The organism is Pseudonocardia sp., assembly GCF_035305885.1.
Lineage (GTDB): Bacteria > Actinomycetota > Actinomycetes > Mycobacteriales > Pseudonocardiaceae > Pseudonocardia.
Genome location: NZ_DATGOP010000032.1, coordinates 22,228 through 41,583, shown reverse-complemented (window position 1 = coordinate 41,583; position 19,356 = coordinate 22,228). Strand labels below are relative to the sequence as shown.

Annotated in this window: 19 protein-coding genes; 11 read left to right on the top strand and 8 right to left on the bottom strand. The window is 75.5% G+C overall.

Annotation, left to right across the window (positions count from 1 at the left end; genetic code table 11):
* Nucleotides 1-21 precede the first annotated feature (21 nt).
* Entirely contained in the window at nucleotides 22-684 is a 663-nt protein-coding gene (locus VKZ81_RS05730) for a potassium channel family protein (protein WP_324240360.1), read from the top strand.
* 5 nt (nucleotides 685-689) lie between these two features.
* Entirely contained in the window at nucleotides 690-1,343 is a 654-nt protein-coding gene (locus VKZ81_RS05725) for a potassium channel family protein (RefSeq protein ID WP_324240359.1), read from the top strand.
* A 1-nt stretch (nucleotide 1,344) separates the two neighbouring features.
* Here VKZ81_RS05725 and VKZ81_RS05720 read toward each other — a convergent pair whose 3' ends face one another.
* The 4 genes from VKZ81_RS05720 to dut form a co-directional block, all read right to left on the bottom strand.
* On the bottom strand, nucleotides 1,345-2,019 hold the full coding sequence (locus tag VKZ81_RS05720) for a DUF3159 domain-containing protein (protein ID WP_324240358.1): 675 nt from the start codon (nucleotides 2,017-2,019) through the stop codon (nucleotides 1,345-1,347).
* A 100-nt stretch (nucleotides 2,020-2,119) separates the two neighbouring features.
* Complete coding sequence (locus tag VKZ81_RS05715; RefSeq protein ID WP_324240357.1) at nucleotides 2,120-2,503, bottom strand: OB-fold nucleic acid binding domain-containing protein; 384 nt, start codon at nucleotides 2,501-2,503, stop codon at nucleotides 2,120-2,122.
* Between the two features lie 323 nt (nucleotides 2,504-2,826).
* Nucleotides 2,827-5,325 carry a DUF3710 domain-containing protein gene (locus VKZ81_RS05710; protein WP_324240356.1) on the bottom strand — a complete coding sequence of 833 codons (2,499 nt, stop codon included), beginning with the start codon at nucleotides 5,323-5,325 and terminating at the stop codon, nucleotides 2,827-2,829.
* 2 nt (nucleotides 5,326-5,327) lie between these two features.
* Nucleotides 5,328-5,783: a dUTP diphosphatase gene (dut, locus tag VKZ81_RS05705; RefSeq protein ID WP_324240429.1), complete on the bottom strand. Its 456-nt coding sequence runs from the start codon at nucleotides 5,781-5,783 to the stop codon at nucleotides 5,328-5,330.
* A 143-nt stretch (nucleotides 5,784-5,926) separates the two neighbouring features.
* Here dut and VKZ81_RS05700 point away from each other — a divergent pair, with 143 nt between their 5' ends.
* Nucleotides 5,927-6,406, top strand: a complete 480-nt coding sequence (locus tag VKZ81_RS05700) for a DUF3093 domain-containing protein (protein ID WP_324240355.1) — start codon at nucleotides 5,927-5,929, stop codon at nucleotides 6,404-6,406.
* A 107-nt stretch (nucleotides 6,407-6,513) separates the two neighbouring features.
* Here the strand turns inward: VKZ81_RS05700 and VKZ81_RS05695 are convergent, their stop codons facing one another.
* Nucleotides 6,514-6,816 (bottom strand): DUF4193 domain-containing protein, encoded by a 303-nt coding sequence (locus tag VKZ81_RS05695; protein WP_324240354.1) that lies wholly within the window; start codon nucleotides 6,814-6,816, stop codon nucleotides 6,514-6,516.
* 249 nt (nucleotides 6,817-7,065) lie between these two features.
* Between VKZ81_RS05695 and VKZ81_RS05690 the strand changes: the two genes are divergently transcribed.
* Together VKZ81_RS05690 and cei are read left to right on the top strand one after the other, a co-directional pair.
* Nucleotides 7,066-8,175, top strand: a complete 1,110-nt coding sequence (locus tag VKZ81_RS05690) for a phosphotransferase family protein (protein WP_324240353.1) — start codon at nucleotides 7,066-7,068, stop codon at nucleotides 8,173-8,175.
* Nucleotides 8,172-8,831: an envelope integrity protein Cei gene (gene cei, locus VKZ81_RS05685; RefSeq protein ID WP_324240352.1), complete on the top strand. Its 660-nt coding sequence runs from the start codon at nucleotides 8,172-8,174 to the stop codon at nucleotides 8,829-8,831. Before VKZ81_RS05690 ends, cei begins: the two co-directional genes overlap by 4 nt.
* Nucleotides 8,832-8,838: 7 nt before the next feature.
* On the opposite strand, the gene VKZ81_RS05680 is transcribed toward cei, so the two are convergent.
* Nucleotides 8,839-9,654, bottom strand: a complete 816-nt coding sequence (locus VKZ81_RS05680; protein ID WP_414709332.1) for an inositol monophosphatase family protein — start codon at nucleotides 9,652-9,654, stop codon at nucleotides 8,839-8,841.
* 92 nt (nucleotides 9,655-9,746) lie between these two features.
* On the opposite strand from VKZ81_RS05680, the gene VKZ81_RS05675 reads away from it, so the two are divergent.
* Both VKZ81_RS05675 and VKZ81_RS05670 read left to right on the top strand, forming a co-directional pair.
* Nucleotides 9,747-11,369, top strand: coding sequence for an RNA polymerase sigma factor (locus VKZ81_RS05675; RefSeq protein ID WP_324240350.1), 1,623 nt, complete (start codon nucleotides 9,747-9,749; stop codon nucleotides 11,367-11,369).
* Between the two features lie 123 nt (nucleotides 11,370-11,492).
* Nucleotides 11,493-12,563 (top strand): DUF2157 domain-containing protein, encoded by a 1,071-nt coding sequence (locus VKZ81_RS05670; RefSeq protein ID WP_324240349.1) that lies wholly within the window; start codon nucleotides 11,493-11,495, stop codon nucleotides 12,561-12,563.
* A 234-nt stretch (nucleotides 12,564-12,797) separates the two neighbouring features.
* Here VKZ81_RS05670 and VKZ81_RS05665 read toward each other — a convergent pair whose 3' ends face one another.
* Nucleotides 12,798-13,418, bottom strand: a complete 621-nt coding sequence (locus VKZ81_RS05665; protein WP_324240348.1) for a hypothetical protein — start codon at nucleotides 13,416-13,418, stop codon at nucleotides 12,798-12,800.
* A gap of 156 nt (nucleotides 13,419-13,574) precedes the next feature.
* Here VKZ81_RS05665 and VKZ81_RS05660 point away from each other — a divergent pair, with 156 nt between their 5' ends.
* Together VKZ81_RS05660 and VKZ81_RS05655 are read left to right on the top strand one after the other, a co-directional pair.
* Complete coding sequence (locus tag VKZ81_RS05660; RefSeq protein WP_324240347.1) at nucleotides 13,575-14,639, top strand: LLM class flavin-dependent oxidoreductase; 1,065 nt, start codon at nucleotides 13,575-13,577, stop codon at nucleotides 14,637-14,639.
* On the top strand, nucleotides 14,639-16,351 hold the full coding sequence (locus VKZ81_RS05655) for an AAA-type ATPase lid domain-containing protein (RefSeq protein WP_324240346.1): 1,713 nt from the start codon (nucleotides 14,639-14,641) through the stop codon (nucleotides 16,349-16,351). The genes VKZ81_RS05660 and VKZ81_RS05655 overlap by 1 nt, the downstream gene beginning before the upstream one ends.
* Nucleotides 16,352-16,358: 7 nt before the next feature.
* Here VKZ81_RS05655 and VKZ81_RS05650 read toward each other — a convergent pair whose 3' ends face one another.
* Nucleotides 16,359-16,718, bottom strand: coding sequence for an MmcQ/YjbR family DNA-binding protein (locus tag VKZ81_RS05650; protein WP_324240345.1), 360 nt, complete (start codon nucleotides 16,716-16,718; stop codon nucleotides 16,359-16,361).
* 226 nt (nucleotides 16,719-16,944) lie between these two features.
* Between VKZ81_RS05650 and VKZ81_RS05645 the strand changes: the two genes are divergently transcribed.
* Together VKZ81_RS05645 and VKZ81_RS05640 are read left to right on the top strand one after the other, a co-directional pair.
* Complete coding sequence (locus tag VKZ81_RS05645; protein ID WP_324240344.1) at nucleotides 16,945-18,195, top strand: MFS transporter; 1,251 nt, start codon at nucleotides 16,945-16,947, stop codon at nucleotides 18,193-18,195.
* A gap of 18 nt (nucleotides 18,196-18,213) precedes the next feature.
* Nucleotides 18,214-19,341 carry a PTS fructose transporter subunit IIC gene (locus VKZ81_RS05640; RefSeq protein ID WP_324240343.1) on the top strand — a complete coding sequence of 376 codons (1,128 nt, stop codon included), beginning with the start codon at nucleotides 18,214-18,216 and terminating at the stop codon, nucleotides 19,339-19,341.
* Nucleotides 19,342-19,356: the final 15 nt, after the last annotated feature.

The following is a 19,356-nucleotide window of genomic DNA, read 5'->3' as shown; positions in this document are numbered from 1 at the left end:
CGCGACCGGGGAGGCAGTGCGGTGTACGTCGTGATCATGGGGTGTGGACGGGTCGGAGCCGCCCTGTCCGCAGGCTTGGAGCGGCTCGGCCACGAAGTCGCGATCATCGACCGGAACCGGCAGGCGTTCCGCAGGCTCGGACCCGACTTCCGGGGCAAGCAGGTCGTCGGCGAGGGCTACCACCGCGAGGTGCTCGTCGAGGCCGGGGTCGAGCGCGCCGACGCCTTCGCGGCGGTCTCCAGCGGCGACAACTCCAACATCATCTCCGCCCGGGTCGCCCGCGAGACGTTCGGCGTCGAGCGCGTCGTCGCCCGCATCTACGACGCCAAGCGCGCCGCCGTCTACGAGCGGCTGGGGATCCCGACCGTCGCGACCGTCCCGTGGACCACCGACCGCTTCCTGCGGATGCTGCTGCCCGACGGCGTGGCGTCGGCGTGGCGCGACCCGACGGGCACGGTCGCGATCCTGCCGCTGCCGATGCACGAGGAGTGGGTCGGCCACCCGGTCAGCGAGCTGGAGGCCGCGGCGGGCTGCCGCGTCGCGTTCATCGTGCGGTTCGGCACCGGGATCCTGCCCGGCCCGGACACCGTGGTGCAGGCCGAGGACACCGTCTACGTCGCCGCCGTGTCCGGCACGGTCAGCGACGTCACCGCAGCGGCCGCCGCAGCACCGCAGGAGGGCTGAGAAGGATGCGGATCGCGATCGCCGGGGCCGGGGCCGTCGGCCGTTCCATCGCCCTGGAGCTGGTGGAGAGCAAGCACCAGGTGATGCTCATCGAGCGCGAGCTCGCCAACATCGACCCGGAGGCGGTCGAGCGCGCCGAGTGGGTGCACGCCGACGCCTGCGAGCTCGCCTCGCTGGAGGAGGCGGGCCTGGAGAGCTGCGACGTGGTCATCGCCGCCACCGGCGACGACAAGGTCAACCTCGTCGTGTCGCTGCTCGCGAAGACGGAGTTCGCCGTGCGCCGCGTGGTGGCGAGGGTGAACGACCCGCGCAACGAGTGGCTGTTCAACCAGAACTGGGGCGTCGACGTCGCGGTGTCCACCCCGCGGCTGCTCGCCGCGCTCGTCGAGGAGGCGGTGGCCGTCGGCGACCTGGTGCGGCTGCTCACCCTGCGGCAGGGGCAGGCCAACCTCGTGGAGGTCACGCTGCCCGACGACACCCCGCTCGCCGGCAAGCCGGTGCGGTCGCTGCGGCTGCCCGCCGACTCGGCCCTCGTGGTGATCCTGCGCGGCGGCCGGGTGATCGTGCCGCAGTCCGACGACGCGCTCGAACCGGGCGACGAGCTGCTGTTCGTGGCCACCACGGACGTCGAGGAGGACATCCGGGCGGCGCTGAGCTGAGCTAGGCGGTCGCCGGGTCGCGGCGCGCCCGGCGCACCGCCCAGATCGTGCCGAGCAGCGCGAGCCCCACCAGCGGGTAGCCCATCGCCAGCCGCGCGATGCCGAGCCAGGTCTCCTCGTCGGCGTTGTACAGCCAGCCCTGCACGACCACGCGGGAGGCGAACACGAGCGTCCACAGCGCGGTGGCGAACGTGTAGGCGCGCAGGAGGCGGGGGTCGGAGCGCCAGCCCTGCCCGTCTCCGTTCACCGCGTGCCAGATGACGCCCGCCAGCGGACGGCGGATGAAGATCGACACCAGGAACGCCAGCCCGCAGGCGGCGCTGAACAGCAGGCCGGGCAGGTAGAAGCCGCGGGCCTCTCCGGTGCGGTAGGCGATGAACGCCGCGATGCCGACGCCGAGGAAACCGGACACCGCGGGCTGCAGCGCCTGCCTGCGCGCGAGCCGCCACACGGCCGTCGCCACCGCCGCGACCAGCGCGGCGATCAGCGCGGGCTGCAGCCCGAACGCCACGTTCGCGACCACGAAGACCGCGACCGGGATGGTGGACGCGACGATGCCCGGCACGCCGCCCATCTGCTCGAGCAGGGTGGGGAGCTCGCGCTCCTGCGACCCGCCGGCCGCACCGGGTTCGGTCTCGGACTCAGGACGAGGGCCTGGGTTCGGGCCGTCGGTCACAGTGCTCCTCTGGCTGTCGGACCGGAGACTCGTAGGTGCTCACGTTCTCCACCGGCGAACCGGCGCAGCCGAGGGTACCGGGCGCTGCGCGCCCGAGCCGTCACGGTGTGCCGGCGGCGCAGATCTCGTAGAACGGGTTGTAGAGGACCTTGCGCCCGTCCCGCAACGCCAGCCGCCCCCGCACGCGCATGGTGCGACCGGGCTCGATGCCGGGGATGCGCCGCCTGCCGAGCCAGATGAGGGTGACGTCGTCGGTGCCGTCGAACAGCTCGGCCTCCAGCGCCGCGTCCGCGTCGTGGGGTCGGAACTCCACGCTGCGCAGCCGGCCGAGCATCGTCACCTCCTGGCCGCAGGCGCAGTCGGCCGCGCGTTGCGCTCCCGACTTCTGCGCACCGGCCTCGAGATCGTCGGCATCCAGCTCGTCCACGTCGCTGGTCAGCCGGCGCAGCATGCGGCGGAACGCACCGCCATCGGTGCTGGTCATCTCTCCCCCAGCTCGCTAGGCCTCGCGCTAGGCCGTAACAGGTTCAGCGTAACCCGGCGGAAACGTCCCCCGCAGACCTCAGAGGCCCCCTTTCGCCGCAGGTCCTGCGAACGGACTACCGGGGGCGACGTGCGGCGCGCCGGGCTCGCCGGGATCCGACACGGATGGCCGGTCCGTCCGGTTCTGCAACCGTTCGCCGCACGGGTCTCCGCCGAACGCACTCCCCACGAACGTCACCCATCAGGGTGCGCTTTCGCCTACCGCCGGCGGTGGGTGGAGTGCACTCCGGGTTGGTGGAGTCGCGCCGACCGGCCCGGTGCCCCTCAGCGGCGGTGGCGCCGCCGCGGCCGGTTCGGGTCCAGCTCGGAGAGCAGCGCCTGCAGCCGGACGGTGGAGGTCGCCGGGTCGCCGGCGTGCCTGCCGCCGCCGTCGCGCCGCTCGCCGCGGTCGGCGAACGCATCGGCCCAGCCCGCCGCGTCCTGCTCACCGGTCTCGATGAGGTGCTCGGCGGCGCGCCGGGGGCGGGCGCCGGCGTCCGGGGTGAACGCCCACGGCTCGGCCCGCGCGCCATCCCGGGCGGGCGGCGGCTCCGGCTCGCGCAGGCGCCGCCTGCCGCCGGTGCCGGAGACCCCCGGGTCCGGAGGCGGCTCGGCGAGGTGACGTCGCCCACCGGTGCCGTCCACCCCGCCGTTCACCCCGCCGGGACCGGCGTCCCACGGCTCCCGCAGGTACCGCCGCCCCGACGCCGACACCCCGGAATCGGCCACCGGGGCCGCCTGCTCGGGCGCGTCCCACGGCTCCCGCAGCCGACGCCTGCCCGACGCCGGCACACCGCGGTCGAGCGCGGGCCCGCCGTCGTCCCACGGATCGCCCAGGGCGCGCCGGCCGGACGGGGCAGGGCCCTGAGCAGCCGGGCCGGGCGCGGGGAAGGGCTCGGGGCCGCGCCGCCCACCCGCGGGGGGCGGGGCCGCGCTGTTGGCGTCCCACGGCTCGCGCAGGTGTCGCCGCCCGGTGCCGGAGACGCCCGCGTCCGAGGGCGGCGGCTCGACGAGGTGACGCCGCCCACCGGTGCCGTTCACCCCGCCGGGGCCGGTGTCCCACGGCTCCCGCAGGTACCGCCGCCCCGACGCCGACACCCCGGAATCCGCCGCCGGGGCCGCCGGCTCGGGCGCGTCCCACGGCTCCCGCAGCCGACGCCTGCCCGACGCGGACACGCCGGTGTCGGCCGCGGGCCCGGGCTCGGAGGTGCGGGGAGCGCGGGGCGGCTCGGCCGCCCAGGGGTCCGGCAGCCGCCGGCGGCCCGACGCCGACACCCCGGCGTCCGCGGGCGGCGCGACGGAGGGCCGGTCCTCCCACGGCTCCCGGAGCCTGCGGCGGCCGGAGGCGGAGACGCCTCCCTCGCCGCCCGCCCACGACGGCTCGGCCGGCTCGGCCGTCCAGGGGGACGCGCCGCCCCGCGGCTCGGCGTCCCACGGCTCGCGCAGGTGGCGCCGACCGGTCGCACCGGGGTCGGCCACCGGCTCGCGGAGCCTGCGCCGCCCACCGGTGTCGCTCACGCCCCAGTCGCCGGTCGCGCCGTTCCGCGCCGCCGGGCGCCGCGCCCCGGGCGGCGGGACCTGGGCGGGCGGTTCGCCCGGTGCGGGTTCTCGCAGCCTGCGCCGCCCGCCCGGGTACGACTGCTCGACCGGCGGCTCCGGCAGGTGGCGCCTGCCCCCGGGCGGGGGCGCCGGGGGGACGGCCGGCTCGCCGAGCCTGCGCCTGCCGCCGGTTCCCGGTTCGACCGCGCGCAGCGCTTCCGTGGGCGGCAGCTCGGCGGCGGGGATCGCCTCGGTGACGGGTGGGTCCTCGACCGGCGACGCGTCCCGGCCGGGCGCGGCGGGCCGGGTGCGCCACGCCGAGGCCGCCGCCCGGCGCGCGGACGGCGCCTGCTCGCGCAGCGGCGCGTCCGGGCCGGGCCCGGTGGCGATCGTCCCGGCGGTGGAGCGGTCCTCGGCCGCCCGCTCGGCCAGCACCTCCGCCGCGGCCTTCACCGCCGCGGCCGCTGCGGCCTTCCGCGCGGCCGCCCGGCGCGCCGCGGCCTTCTTCGCGGCGGCCGCGCCGGCGTCGGACTTCGGGGGCGCCGTCTTCCCGGGGGCCGCCTTGCCGGGCGCCGCCTTCGGCTGCGACCTCTTCCGCGTGCCCGGCGCGGCGACGACGGGGGTGGCCGCGGCCTCCTCCGCGAGGTGCTCGGGCATCGTGAGCGGCAGGATCGTCCGCGCCGGGTACGGCTGCTTGCCGCGCACCACGACGGTGCCCCGCAGCATCCGGCGCAGCTCGGCCTCCAGCGGGGCGGAGTGGGCGCTCGGGCCGGTCGCGACGCCGTAGAGCATCCAGCGCGGCCCGTCCACCCCGATGAACACGGACGTGGCGCCGCCTGACGTGGCGTGCAGCTCGCGCCCCCAGTCCCCGGTGAACGACCGCACCCGCGCGCCGCCCTCGCGCAGCGAGGCGTCGATCTCGCGGGCCAGGTCGGGCCACAGCTTCGACGACTTCGGCGCGGCGAGCGCGCTCACCGACAGCCGCCCCTCCGGCATCCGGATGTGCACGGCCTGCATCCGGTCGCCCGCCGTCGGCTCGACGGTGACCGTGCCCTCCGCCGGCACCGGCACGCGGATGGACCCGAAGTCGACGAGGCCCGCCGCCTCGGTGACCTCGGGGTCGAGGTCCTCGCTGTCGTGCGGCCCGGTGGGCGGGATCGGGCTGTCGGTGTCGAGCGCGAGCCCCCCGCCGCGTACGTCCTCCTCCAGGGGGACGTCGGTGGTCCGTCGGTCGCGTCGTGCCACTCTTACGGCCCGTCCCCGGTGACCAGCCGCTCGTGCCCGCCGGTGGACCCGTACCCGCCCGCGCCGCGCTCCGACGGGGGCAGCTCGCCCACCTCGACGAACCGGGCGTGCTCCACCTTCTGGACCACCAGCTGGGCGATCCGGTCGCCGCGGCGCAGCCGCAGCTCCTCGCGCGGGTCGAGGTTGATCAGGCAGACGAGGATCTCACCGCGGTAACCGGAGTCGACGGTGCCCGGGGCGTTGACGATGGACAGCCCGGCCCGGGCGGCAAGGCCCGACCGGGGGTGGACGAAGCCCGCGTAGCCGGGCGGGAGCGCGATGGCGATGCCGGTGCCGATCACGGCCCGCTCGCCGGGGGCGAGCACCACGTCGCGGGTGCAGTGCAGGTCGGCGCCCGCGTCGCCGGGCCGCGCGTAGGACGGCAGCGGGAGGCCGGCGTCGAGCCGGGTGACGAGCACCTCGACGGTGGGCGCGGGGACAGCGGACGCTGCGGGGTCGGACGCTGGGACGTCCGCCGCCGAGACGAGCGGTGCGCTGAGCGGCTCGCGCTGGGGAGCATCGACGGGGCCGGGCACGACGGGCGAGGCTACCCTCGGGTGGCGTGAACGAGCACCCGTCGCCCACCCCGCCTGCGACGTCCGGCACCCCTCGGTTCGACGAGCGGTTGTCCGTGCCGCTGTGGTGGTACCTGCCGGCGCTCGGGCTGGGGGTGCTGCTCGGCGCGGAGGTTCACATGGGCTACCCGGGCCTGCGCTCGTGGATCGGGTACGCGATCGCGATCCCGCTGTGCGTGGGGGCGCTGCTGTGGCTGGGGCACGTACGGGTACGGGTCGTCGACGGTGAGCTGCGGGCGGGCGAGGCCCGGCTGCCGCTGCGCCACGTCGGGCGGGTGGACGTCGTGCCGCGGGAACGCAAGCAGCAGGCCCTCGGCCCCGAGCTCGACCCGGCCGCCTTCCTGCTGCACCGGGCCTGGATCGGGCCCGTCGTGCGGATCGAGGTGACCGACCCCGACAGCGACGTGCCGTACTGGGTGGTCAGCACCCGCGACCCGGACGCGCTGGTCGCGGCGCTCGGCCGCTGATCCCGGCCGCACCGCGCAGGTGCGGCGAATACGAGGGATGCGGCAGATACGACACAGCCCCGAACCGGGGACCGGTTCGGGGCGTCCCCCCGTGGAGTTCCGGGGGCTCAGGCCGCGCAGTCGCGGCAGATGTACTGCCCGTTGCTGCTGGACGCCAGCCGGCTGCGGTGGTGGACGAGGAAGCAGCTCGCGCAGGTGAACTCGTCGGCCTGCTTCGGCAGCACCTTGACCGTGAGCTCCTCGCCGGACAGGTCGGCGCCCGGCAGCTCGAAGCTCTCCGCCGTCTCCGACTCGTCGACGTCCACGACCGACGACTGGGCCTCGTTGCGACGGGCCTTCAGCTCGTCGAGCGAGTCCTCGGCCAGGTCGTCGGTTTCGCTGCGCCGCGGCGCGTCGTAGTCGGTCGCCATCGTTCCCACCCTCTTACACACATGTCGTCGTCGTGCGGCTGGACAACGCCCTAGCGCCGGGGTTTGTGCCCGACAGTTCTGTGACGCGCGTCTCAACCCAGCCCCACGAGCGGTCGTGATGCGCTATCACGCCCGCGATAGCGGAGCTCCCCCCGTGGGGGCGCAGAAGGGTAACCCAGGGCGCCGACGCGTACACCCCTGCCCGTGTCGCCCGGAGGTGGCGTCCGCGGGCGCGGTTAGGGTTCCCGCGTGGCTGTCTTCCCCGAGCGCGATGATCGCGGACGCGGCGGCCCCGCGCAGGTGCCGGGGGCCGACCCGGCCGCGGTGGGCGCCTGGCTCGCCGCCGAGCTCGGCGACGACCGCTGGCGCGACTGCACGCTGCTGCCGCTCGGCCGCGGCCGGTCCAACCTGACCTACCGGGTGGACAGCCCCGCGGGCGCGGTCGTGCTGCGCCGTCCGCCGCTCGGGAAGGTCGCCGCGACCGCGCACGACATGGGCCGCGAGCAGCGCGTGATCACGGCGTTGGCCGGCACGCCCGTCCCGGTGCCGCGGGTGCTCGCGGCCTCGGCGGGCGGGCCGCCGGTGGACGCGCCGTGCTACGTGATGGAGCTCGTCGAGGGCGTCGTGCCGCAGGAGGAGCTGCCGCCGGGGTGGGCGAGCACCGAGGAGGAGCGCCGCCGCGCGAGCGAGGCACTGGTCGACGTGCTGGTGGCCCTGCACGCCGTCGACTTCGACGCGGTGGGGCTCGGCGACTTCGGCCGGCCGGAGGGCTACCTGTCCCGGCAGGTCCGGCGGTGGGTGGCGCAGTGGGAGCAGGCCCGCGACGGCGTGCCCACGGACGCGGGGACCGTCGCCGACCTCACCCGCCTCGCCGAGCGCCTGGGCGCCACCGTGCCCACCACCCAGCGGCACGCGATCGTGCACGGCGACTACCGCATCGACAACTGCCTGTTCGACGCCGCCGACCCGGGGCGCATCCGGGCGGTCCTCGACTGGGAGCTGTCCACGCTCGGCGATCCGCTCGCCGACCTGGGGCTGCTGCTCGTCTACTGGCACCAGGCCGAGGAGCACCCGGTGTGGCGGGCGGCGCAGCACCTGGCGAGCCCGACCCGGCTGCCCGGCTTCCTGCGCCGCGACGAGGTGGCGGCCGCCTACGCCGCCCGGTCCGGCCTCGACCTCGAGCCGCTGCAGTGGTACGTCGCCTTCGGCGCGTTCAAGCTCGGCGTCGTACTCGCCGGGATCCTCGCCCGCGTGCGGGCCGGGATGGTGCCCGCCGAGATGGCCGACGGGCTGGACGGCAGCCTCGCCCCGCTCGTCGCGCTCGGCCACCACGTGCTCGCGGAGGGACTGGACCGATGACCGCTGCCCGAACCCGCCCCTACCAACGCCGCCGGAAGGGGCCGGTGCTCGTCGTGGTCGGCGTCCTGGCCGTGCTCGCGACGATCACCTGGACCGTGGTGCTGGTCAACGCGGGCGGCGCGGCGAGCGCCACGACCTGCCCGGTGTCCGAGCCGCCCGCGGGCGAGGTGCTCGCCGACGGGGCGCTCGACCAGGTGGCGCCGATCCCGCCCGCCGCGGTGCAGGTGCAGGTGCTCAACGCGAGTGGGCAGCGCGGGCAGGCGAGCCTCGTGGCCGCGCAGCTGGGCGATCTCGGGTTCGCGGTCCAGGGCACCGACAACGACCCGCTGTTCCCCGACGGGAACATGGAGTGCTACGGCCAGCTGCGCTTCGGCCCGGAGGGCGAGGCGGCGGCCAGCACGCTCACGCTCGTGATGCCGTGCGCCGAGCTGGTGCGCGACGGCCGCCAGGGCCCCGCCGTGGACGTGTCGGTGGGCACCGGCTTCGGCGACCTCAACCCGGGCCGCTCGGCGCGCGACGCGCTCGACCAGCTCGCCGAGCCGGGCGGGGGCACCGACGGCGCCGTCAACGCCGACCCCGACGCGCCTGCGGCCGCCCCGGCGCCGCCCACCGTCGACCCCGAGCTCGTCCAGCAGGCGCGCGACGCGAGCTGCTGAGCGCGGCTCACACCTCGGCGGCCCCGTGCTCGCGGGCCAGCGCCGCGAGCTCGTCGGCGATGGCGGGGGTGGCCGCGAAGACGGCGTCGGCCCCGAGCCCGTCGTCGGGCGGGACGCTGCCCGTCGGGCCCGGGGTGCGCACCAGCGCGCCCGCCTCCTGCGCGATCAGCGCGGCGGCGGCCCAGTCCCACCAGTTGAGGCCGTGCTCGAGGTAGGCGTCGGCCCAGCCGGCGGCGACCGCGCACAGGTCGAGCGAGGCGGAACCGGCCCGCCGCACGTCCCGCACGTGCGGGAGCATCCCGCTGATCATGCGGACCTGCCGGGCACGTCGCTCCGGCCGGTAGGAGAAGCCGGTGCCGAGCAGCGACAGCGACAGGTCGGTGGCCCCCGACACGCGCAGCGGCCGCCCGTCGCACGTGGCGCCCGCGCCCTTGGCGGCGCTCCACAGCCGCCCGGCGGCGGGCTCCATGACGGCCCCGGCCACCGACACGCCGTCGCGGACGGCGGCGACCGAGATCGCGTACCACGGCATGCCGTAGAGGAAGTTGACCGTGCCGTCGATCGGGTCCACCAGCCAGACCGTGCGCGACTCGCCCGCGGTGCTGCCGTGCTCCTCCCCCACGACGACGTCGCCGGGCCGCAGCGCGCCGAGCCGCTCGCGGATGAGGGACTCCACGGCGTGGTCGGAGGCGGTGACGACGTCGGTCGGGGTGCTCTTCGTCGCGACGCCCGCGTCCGCCGCGCCGCGCTCGTCCCACGGGCGGGGAAGCCGCCCGAGGTGCTCGGCGGCCTCCGTCACGAGGTCCTCGGCGATGCGGCGCAGCTCGGCGAACTCGTCGCCGGCGGAGGTGGCCTGGTGGGCGGGGGTGGTCGCAGCGGTGGGTCGGGCCTCGTTCACGGTCACCATCCGACCACATGCGGCCCGCGCGGTGGGCGAGCCGCCGCCGTCGATCAACCTTCGGGCGCGGTCTCCGACACCGGCAGCACGCGCAGTTACAATGGCGCAGTACCCCGATGCGGGATGACGGCGAGAACCACCGGACGTCATCCGTCGAGGTATCCGCACAACATCTCGTCCAGCAGCCGGAGCTCGACGTCTCCCGGCGCACCATAGAGCGCACGCAGCGAGAGGGCCTAGTGGCAGCCGCAGACTCCGCAACCCGCATCGACCCGACCGTCGACGACGCGGCAGGTCCCGCACCTGCTCGCCGATCCGGCAAGCGGTCGAGCGCATCCGCAAAGACCGGCACCCGGTCCCGCTCGGGTAGCGCGAAGGGTGGGGCCGCCAAGTCGGCGGCCAAGTCGAAGAAGGCCGACCCGACCGTCGAGGGCGATCCCACCGACCTCGACGCCGAGGTAGACCTGGCCGACACCGACGTCGACCTCGAAGACGTCGACGTGGAGCTCGACCCCGATCTCGACGCCGACGTCACCGAGGTCGTCGACGACGAGGACGAGGACGAGGAGGTCGACGAGGAGGACGAGGACGACGAGGAGGTTGCCAACACCGGCGCCAACCGTCGCGCCCCGCGCACGCAGAAGCAGGCCAGCGACTTCGTCTGGGACGAGGAGGAGTCCGAGGCGCTGCGGCAGGCGCGCAAGGACGCCGAGCTCACCGCCTCCGCCGACTCCGTCCGCGCCTACCTCAAGCAGATCGGCAAGGTGGCGCTGCTCAACGCCGAGGAGGAGGTCGAGCTCGCCAAGCGGATCGAAGCCGGTCTCTACGCGGCGGAGCGGCTGCGCCGCGCCATGGAGACGGGCGAGAAGATGTCGCCCCAGCTCCGCCGCGACCTGCGGTGGATCGTCCGCGACGGCGAGCGCGCCAAGAACCACCTCCTCGAGGCGAACCTCCGCCTGGTGGTGTCGCTGGCCAAGCGCTACACCGGCCGCGGAATGGCGTTCCTGGACCTCATCCAGGAAGGCAACCTCGGTCTGATCCGCGCGGTCGAGAAATTCGACTACACCAAGGGCTACAAGTTCTCCACCTACGCCACGTGGTGGATCCGCCAGGCCATCACCCGCGCGATGGCCGACCAGGCCCGCACCATCCGCATCCCGGTGCACATGGTCGAGGTCATCAACAAGCTCGGCCGCATCCAGCGCGAGCTGCTCCAGGACCTGGGCCGCGAGCCCACGCCGGAGGAGCTGGCCAAGGAGATGGACATCACCCCGGAGAAGGTGCTGGAGATCCAGCAGTACGCCCGGGAGCCCATCTCGCTGGACCAGACGATCGGCGACGAGGGCGACTCGCAGCTCGGCGACTTCATCGAGGACTCCGAGGCCGTCGTCGCGGTCGACGCCGTCAGCTTCACGCTGCTGCAGGACCAGCTCCAGTCGGTGCTCGCCACCCTGAGCGAGCGCGAGGCCGGTGTCGTGCGGCTGCGGTTCGGCCTCACCGACGGCCAGCCGCGCACGCTCGACGAGATCGGCCAGGTCTACGGCGTCACGCGCGAGCGGATCCGGCAGATCGAGTCGAAGACCATGTCGAAGCTGCGCCACCCGTCGCGGTCGCAGGTGCTGCGCGACTACCTCGACTGAGCACCCGCTTCGAAGGGGCCCTCCACCACCGGTGGAGGGCCCCTTCGCCGTGTGCGCTCTCTCGCGCGAACCGGTGAGCGTGGCGTGCGTGCGCCGCCGCCGGGAGGCCGCCACCATCCACCCATGACCTCACCCGCGCCGGGTACCCGCGCCACGGACCTCGCCACCTCCCTGCGGCGGTGGGTCGACAGGGGCCTGATCAGCCCGGAACAGGCCGAGCGCATCCTCGCCGCCGAGGAGGGAGCGGCGGAGGAGACGCCGCCGGCGCAGCCGGCGTCCCGGGCGTCGCTGGTGGCCGAGGCCCTGGGCTACGTCGGCGGGGTGTTGGTCCTCGTCGGCGCGGTGATCGTCGCGGGCCGCTACTGGTCGCAGCTCGGCGTCGGCGGGCAGCTCTCCATCACCTTCGGCGCGGCCGCGCTGCTGCTCGCGACGGGGATCGCCGCCCCGGCGCGGCGGGGCGACGTGGGCAGGCGGCTGCGCGGGGTCTCGTGGCTGTTGTCGGCGGCGCTGTTCGGGACGGGGCTCGGGCTGCTGGGCGACGAGGTGCTGGACCTGCCCGGGGAGACGGTCGCGCTCGTGGCGGCGGGCGGCACGGCCGCCTACGCCGGCCTGCTGTGGTGGCGCCACCGCGGCGTGCTCCAGCAGGCCGCACTGGTCGTCGCGCTCGCGATCGCAGCGGGGTCGGCGACCGCGCACCTGCCCGGCGACGACGACGCGCTGATCGGCCTCGCGCTGTGGGGCGTCGGGGCCTGCTGGGCGGTGCTCGGCTGGGGCCGGGTGGTCGCCGCGCGGAACGCCGCGTACGCGCTGGGCGGCGCCGTCGTCGTGATCGGCGCGCAGTTCGCCGTCGAGTCCACCTGGGGTGCCGTGCTCGCCGTCGGGTCCGTGGTCGCGCTGGTGGTGGCCGGCGCGGTGCTGCGGGAACTGCTGCTGCTCGCCGTCGGCGCGGTCGGCGCGCTCGTGACGGTGCCGAGCGTCGTCGGGCAGTACTTCCCGGACACGCTCGCCGTCCCGCTCGCGCTGGTGGGCTGCGGGGTGCTGCTGGTGGCCGGGGCGATCTACACCGCTCGGCTGCGCCGCGCCGCCGCGGGCGGGCCGCGCGCCGAGGGCAACCCGAGGGTCGCCACCGCCGCGGCCGCCGGCATCGCTGCGCTGGTGGTCGTCACCGTGCTCGTGCTGGGCCTGGGCGGCTGAAGGCGGCGCCCGCGACGGTCCGGGGGCCGTTCAGCCGCCGCTCCCCAGCACGGATGCCCGGCCCCCGGACCCCGGAGGTGTTCCGACGCCGCGCTCAGCTCGGCCGTGCCCCCGTCGGACGGCCGGCGGCTGCAGGCTGTCGGTCACCCCGGTACCTCATATCCTGAGCCGCCGCGCGCCGGATCGCCAGGGACCAAGGACCCGGTCTCGACCGTTAGGACAGGTCCTGGCCGGTCACGACTGGTTCTCCAGCACCCAGTACCGCTCGCCGCGTTCGGCCTCGAGCCGGTCCAGCAGCTCGAGGTGGATCTCGCGGACCCGCTCCGCGGTGATCGCCTCGGCGGGGTCGACCTCCTCCACCTGCACGCTCGTCGGGTCCTCGTAGAGGTGCTCCCCGGCGAGGCGGCCGCGCTCGTCGTAGGGCCAGATGAACGCCTGCCGGCTCGACACGTGGTAGAGCTTGTCGTCGTCCGGGACGCTGTCGTAGCCGACGGCGCGCAGGTCCGATCCCTTCCCGAGCTGGTGGAAGGTGAGCTCGTCGGCCACGCCCCAGTCGGCGACGGCGAGGCGGTCGTCGGAGTTCCACAGCACCGAGTCCGCGACGCTGTTGTAGAACGCGACGACGCCGTCCTTGCCCTCGATCACCGCGGGGTGGGCGCCCCAGGTGACCCGGTAGACCGGGTGGTCGACCATCATGTCGGGCGCGACGATCTTGTCGAACTGGCCCGACCCCTCCAGGTGCACGTGCCGCCAGAAGTTCAGCAGGATCGCCCGGTGGAGCGGGTTCGTGGTCCGCTCCAGCAGCTCGGCGGTCGGCGTCATCGTCTCGTACAGGGCCTTCTCGAAGCGGTTCACGAACCCCGACGCTGGCCGCGCCCGCGGGGCGTGTCCAGAGCGGCGTCGCGGGTGTTCCCGCGATGACGGGTGCCGTGCGCTGCCGGCCGTCTCATTTGTGAGACGCAGCGGCAGGGTGGTCGTGACTAGCGTCACCGGGCGGGAGGTGGGCGTCCAATGGTGAATGTCGGCATCAACCTCGGGTTCGGCAAGCTCGACCCGGAGATCTCGGACGCGCGGATGTACCACGAGGAGCTCGACCTCGCGGTGCGGGCCGAGGAGCTCGGCTACGACGCGGTGTGGGTGGTCGAGCACCACTTCGCGGACTACTCGCTGTGCCCGGACAACCTGGTGGTGCTCGCGCACCTGGCCGGGCGCACCTCGACGATCAAGCTGGGCACGGCCGCGGTGATCGTGCCGTGGAACAACCCGCTGCGGGTGGCGGAGAAGGCGCTGATGGTCGACGCCATCTCCGGCGGGCGGCTGCTGCTCGGGCTCGGGCGCGGGCTGTCCCGCAAGGAGTACGTGCCGTTCCGGATCACCCTCGACGAGACCCGGGACCGCTTCGACGAGGCCGCCCCGATGATCTTCGAGGCGGTGGAGACCGGTGTCATCGAGGGCGACGGTCCCTACTACCCGCAGCCCCGCGCCGAGCTGCGGCCGCGCCCGAGCCGCTCCTTCCGCGACCGCCGCTACATGGTGGCGGGCTCGCCGGACTCGATCGTGATGGCGGCGAAGCTGCGGGCCGCGATGATGTCGTTCATCGTGCGTCCCGTGGCGGACCTGATGCCCGGCTTCACCCGCTACCGCGAGCTGTACCAGGCCGAGCACGGCGAGACGCCGCCGCCGATCAGCCTGGCCGTCAACGTGTACTGCCACGAGGACCTCGAGGTGGCGCGCGAGCGGCACTGGGAGTACGTCGGCCGGTTCTTCATGTCCAACGTCGAGCACTACGAGATGGCCGGGGAGCACTTCGCCGGGGTGAAGGGCCACGAGCGGTACGCGGCCAACGCCGCCTACTTCCGCGAGATCGGGCTCGAGAAGGCCGCGAACGACTACGCGGCCACCGCGCTGTGGGGCGACCCGGAGCAGATCCTCGGGCAGATCGAGCACATCCGCGACGTGCTCGGCGACTTCGAGCTGTCGCTGTCGCCCGCGTTCGGCGGGATGCCCTACGACCAGGCCAGGGCGAGCCTCGAGCTGTTCGCCCGCGAGGTGCTGCCCAAGGCCCGCAGCCTCTGATGGCGGTCCCGGTCCCCCGCACCACGACCGAGTGGGACCGGGTCCGGGAGGCCAAGCACGACGTGCTCTCCCGCGACCCGCTGTCGGTGGACCCGGCCGACTACCCCGGCGTGCGCCCCGAGGTCGTGGCCTCCTGGCGGCGGTCCATGCTCGCCGGCGTCGACCCCGCCGCCCGCGAGTACGTCCTCGACGAGGACTTCCGGCCGGGCACCCGGCTTGCCGCCGTCGCCCAGCCGATCATGGACCGGCTGGGCGACGAGATCGCCGACCTCAGCTCGTGGGGGTTCCTCGCCGACCGGGCGTGCCGGCTGCTCACGGTGGCCGTCGGGGACTTCCCGGACGCGCTGCGGCTGCACCGGCAGAACCTGCGCGCCGGGATGACCTTCGCCGAGGACGTCATGGGCACCAACGGGATGGGCTGCGCCCACGAGACCCAGCGGGCGTTCATCGTCTCGGGCACGGAGCACTACCGGACCGACACCGAGATCCTCACGACCACCGGCGTCCTCATCCGCGACCCGTTCACCAAGCGGTTCGCAGGGATCTTCGGGGCGCACTGCCTGCGCGAGTACGGCTCGGCCGCCCTCCTGCCCCTCGTCGTGGAGATCGGCCGCTCCATCGAGACGCAGCTGCTCATCAGCCGGACCGACGGCGAGCGCGAGCTGTTCGACGCCTACTCGGCGGCCGAGCGCCGCCACCGCGGCGCCGTGGTGGCGGTGAGCAGGCGGCTCGTGGTGGTGAGCACCGAGGGCCGCGCCCTCGTGCGCGACGCCGACGAGGAGCTGCTGCGCGAGCTCGCCAAGGACGCGGGCGACCGGGCGCGCACGGTGCGCAGGCGCCTGTCCACCGGCGTCACCGCCACCATCCAGGTCCTGCCGGTGCGCCAGCCACGGGGCGAGTTCGCCGCCGTCCTCGTGCTGGAGCCGGTGGAGCGGCCCGCGAGCGTCGGATGGAGCGGCGACGACCGGCCCACCGACTTCCGCGAGCGCCTCGCCCGCGCCCTGGGCGAGGGGAGGCGGGTGCTGTTGTCCGGGGAGCGGGGCTGCGGGAAGCGCCACGAGGCGCGGGCGGCCCTGCGCGCCGTCGCGGGCCGGGTCGTGGAGGTCGACGCCGCGGCGGCGCGGCTCGACCCCGACGACTGGCTGCGCGGGCTCCGATCCGCCGTGGGGACGACCGGGGCGGCGGTGCTGCTCGCCCACGTCCAGGACGTCCCGGCCGAGATCGCGACGACGGTGGCCCACCTGGTGGAGGCGGCCCGCTGCCCCGTCGTCGCCACCGGTGGGGAGGACGGCGGGCCGGCCGTGGTCGGCGAGGCCTTCCCCGTGGTGGTCCCCGTCCCGCCGCTGCGGGAACGCCGCGACGAGTTCCCGCAGCTGTGCGCGGCGCTCCTCGCCGCCGCCGGGGCCGGGCCCGCCGAGCTCACGCCGCGGGCGGCCGCCGCGCTCGCGGCAGGCGACTGGCCGGGCAACGTGCGGCAGCTGCAGCAGGTGCTCACCAGCGCCCGCATCCGCGCCACCGGCCCGGCCATCGACCTGCCCGACCTGCCGGCGCACCACCACCGCCCGCCGCTCGACGAGGTGCAGCGCGCGGAGCGGCGCGTGCTGGCGGCCGCCCTGCGGGAGGCCGGGGGCGACCGCAACACCGTGGCGAAACGGCTGGGGATCTCGCGCGCGACGGTCTACCGGAAGCTGAAGCGCTACCAGCTGCGCTGAGGGCGGCTCATCCCGCGCCCGCCCCGTGGGCGGCGTCGTAGGCGGCGGCGACGCGCTTGGGCACGACCATGCGCCAGGCGTCGAGCACCAGCTCGCGCATCTCCTCCTCGTCGAGCGCGGCCGTCCACGCGTGCACCCAGTTGAAGCGCATGTCCGACGCGCTCGGCAGGTGGAACTTCGCGGGGTCGGAGGCGATGAGGGCGTCGCGCTCGTGCTTGGGGTAGGCGAAGCCCATCACGGTCTCGTCGCGGGAGAACGCGACGTAGACGATCCGGCCGACCCGGAACTTCACGCGGTCGTGGATGAGGTGCTCGCTGGTGCGGGGCAGGGACCGGGCGAGCCGCCGCACCTCGTCGACCGTGACCATGGGCCCATCGTGCACCCGGGGTCCGACGAGATCGGCGGCGTGAGCCGTTTCACCGCGATCTGGATCGATTCCAACTGGGGTTTCGTGGAACCTGGAACCCGGTGCCCTCGTCGCTGCGCCAGCAAGCACAACGCCGACGATCCCTGGAACCCGACTCCCCATGCCCTTTCCCCTTGATCACGCACGCCTGCGCTCCCCGCGTCGCCGCAGGCCGTCCCCGCCCGCGGTGCGCAGGCACCGCGCCGCCGCCACCGTGGTGTTCACGGTGGACGGCGCCGTCTTCGGCTCGTGGGCGTCGCGCATCCCCGACGTCTCGGCGACCGTCGACGCGTCGCCGACCTCGCTCGGCCTCGCCCTGCTCTGCGTCTCGATCGGCGCGCTCGCCGGCATGCAGCTGACCGGGCGGCTGTGCGCGCGGCTCGGCCCCGGGCTGGTCGGCGTCGCCGCCGCGGTCGCGACCAGCGCCGCGCTCGCCCTCCCCGGGCTCACCGGCTCGGTGCCCGCGCTCGCCGCCGCGCTGCTGGTGTTCGGGGTCGCGACCGGCGCGTTGAACGTGGCCGCGAACGCGATCGGCGTCCAGGTCGAGACCGCGGCGCACCGCCCGCTGCTGCCGTCGCTGCACGCGGGCTTCAGCTTCGGCGGGCTCGCCGGGGCCGTGACGGGCGGGGCGGTGGCCGCCCTCGCCACGCCCGGGGTGCACCTGCTCGTCGTCGCGACGCTCGGGGTGGTCGCGACGGCCGCGGTCGCGCCCGTGCTGCTGGCCGCCGACGGCGCGCCCGCCCCGGACGACCACGCCCCGCCACCGCGCGGCACCACCCGCGGCATCGTCGTGGTGCTGGGCGTCATCGCCGGCTGCACGGCGTTCGGAGAGGGCGCGGTCACCGACTGGGGCGCGCTGCACCTGCAGGAGGTCGGCGCGAGCCCGGCGCTCGCCGCCGCGGGCTACGCCTGCTTCTCGCTGGCCATGGCCTGCGGCCGGCTGGCGGGCAACGGCCTGGTGCACGCGTACGGGCCCACCCGCGTCGTGACCGGCGGGGCGACCGCCGCCGCCGTCGGGGCGCTCGCGGTCGCGGCCGTCCCCGACGTCGAGGTCGTGCTCGCCGGCTTCGTCCTGATCGGGCTCGGCCTGGCCAACGTCTTCCCGATCGCCATCGCGCGGGCGGGCGCCCACGCCGGCGCGGGCGGGGTCGCGCTCGCCTCGACCGTCGGCTACACCGGCCTGCTCGGCGGTCCCCCGCTGCTCGGGATCGTCGCCGAGGAGGTCGGCCTGCCCGTCGCGTTCGCGGCGGTCGCCTCGCTGGCGGCGCTCGCCGCGGCGCTGGCCGCGCCCGCACTGGGCGGCGGCGAACGCGTCCTGCGCGCCGCCCGCGCCGCGCTGCAGCGGCACACCGCGCAGCTCGGCGTCCTCTACTCCCAACTGACCGGCCCCGCGGGCGACCGCCGCCCGTACCCGGGCCTGGAAGCCCTCGCCACCTGATCGCAGGAGGCCTGTCCGATGGATGCTGCCCCCCTGACCCACCCCACCTCCGTTCCCACCGTGGCCACGATCCACGGCAAGCTCATGCAGGGCGTGAGCTACGCGATCCCCTTCGTCGTCACCGGCGGCGTCCTGCTCGCGCTCGGCTACGCGCTCGGCGGCCCCGAGATCGGCACGGCCCCGCCGGTGACGGACCACTTCCACCCCCTCGCCCTGACGAGCTGGGCGGCGCTGCTGCACCAGCTCGGGACGCTGACCTTCGGGCTGCTCGTCCCCGTGGTCGGCGGGTACCTGGCGCACGCGATCGGCGACCGGCCCGCCCTCGTGCCGGGGTTCGCGGGCGGCACGATCGCCGCCCAGACCGGGGCGGGCTTCCTCGGCGGGCTGGTCGCCGGGGTGGTCGCGGGCGTCGTGGTGGACCGGCTCGCCCGCCTCCACCCGCCGCCGCGCGCCGTCGCCGGGCTGCGGCCCGTGCTGACCCTGCCGCTCGCAGGCACCCTGGTCACCGGCGTCGTGATGTGGCTCGTGGCCGCCGGCCCGCTGGCCGCCCTGACCTCGGGCCTCACGAACTGGCTCGCCGGCCTCTCAGCCTGGAGCCTCGTGCCGGTGGGGGCGGTGCTCGGGCTGATGGTCGCCGCCGACCTCGGCGGCCCGATCAACAAGACCGCCTACACGTTCGCCGTCGCCGGGCTGGCCACCGGCGCCCCGTCGGCCCAGACGGTCATGGCGGCGGTGATGGCCGCCGGGATGACGCCGCCGCTCGCCGTGGCGCTCGCGACCACCCTGCGGGGCGGCCGGTTCACACCCGCCGAGCGGCGCAACGGGCGCGCCGCCTGGCTGCTCGGCGCGGTGTACGTCACCGAGGGCGCCATCCCGTTCGCCGCCGCCGACCCGCTGCGGGTGGTCCCGTCGCTGCTGGCCGGCTCGACGGTCACCGGCGCCCTCGCGGCCCTCTTCGGCGCGGCGACCACCAGCCCGCACGGCGGGGTGCTCGTGCTGCCGCTCGTGTCGGGCGCGCTCGGGTTCGCGCTGGCGATCGCGATCGGGACGCTGATCTCGGCGGCGATGGTGCTGACGCTCAAGGCGCTGCCCCGCAGGCGGGCCGACGCCACCGAGCCGGAACCGGCTCCGGTCGGAGCCGGGTGATCGGGGCGTGGGTAC

What these genes read in the sequence shown, in the direction of transcription:
- VKZ81_RS05725 (WP_324240359.1), top strand. Translation starts at nt 690, where the DNA reads ATGCGGATCGCGATCGCCGGGGCCGGGGCCGTCGGCCGTTCCATCGCC.
- VKZ81_RS05655 (WP_324240346.1), top strand. Translation starts at nt 14,639, where the DNA reads ATGGCGGTCCCGGTCCCCCGCACCACGACCGAGTGGGACCGGGTCCGG.
- VKZ81_RS05640 (WP_324240343.1), top strand. Translation starts at nt 18,214, where the DNA reads ATGGATGCTGCCCCCCTGACCCACCCCACCTCCGTTCCCACCGTGGCC.
- VKZ81_RS05660 (WP_324240347.1), top strand. Translation starts at nt 13,575, where the DNA reads ATGGTGAATGTCGGCATCAACCTCGGGTTCGGCAAGCTCGACCCGGAG.
- VKZ81_RS05650 (WP_324240345.1), bottom strand. Translation starts at nt 16,718, where the DNA reads ATGGTCACGGTCGACGAGGTGCGGCGGCTCGCCCGGTCCCTGCCCCGC.
- VKZ81_RS05675 (WP_324240350.1), top strand. Translation starts at nt 9,747, where the DNA reads ATGCGGCCCGCGCGGTGGGCGAGCCGCCGCCGTCGATCAACCTTCGGG.
- VKZ81_RS05670 (WP_324240349.1), top strand. Translation starts at nt 11,493, where the DNA reads ATGACCTCACCCGCGCCGGGTACCCGCGCCACGGACCTCGCCACCTCC.
- cei (WP_324240352.1), top strand. Translation starts at nt 8,172, where the DNA reads ATGACCGCTGCCCGAACCCGCCCCTACCAACGCCGCCGGAAGGGGCCG.
- VKZ81_RS05715 (WP_324240357.1), bottom strand. Translation starts at nt 2,503, where the DNA reads ATGACCAGCACCGATGGCGGTGCGTTCCGCCGCATGCTGCGCCGGCTG.
- VKZ81_RS05695 (WP_324240354.1), bottom strand. Translation starts at nt 6,816, where the DNA reads ATGGCGACCGACTACGACGCGCCGCGGCGCAGCGAAACCGACGACCTG.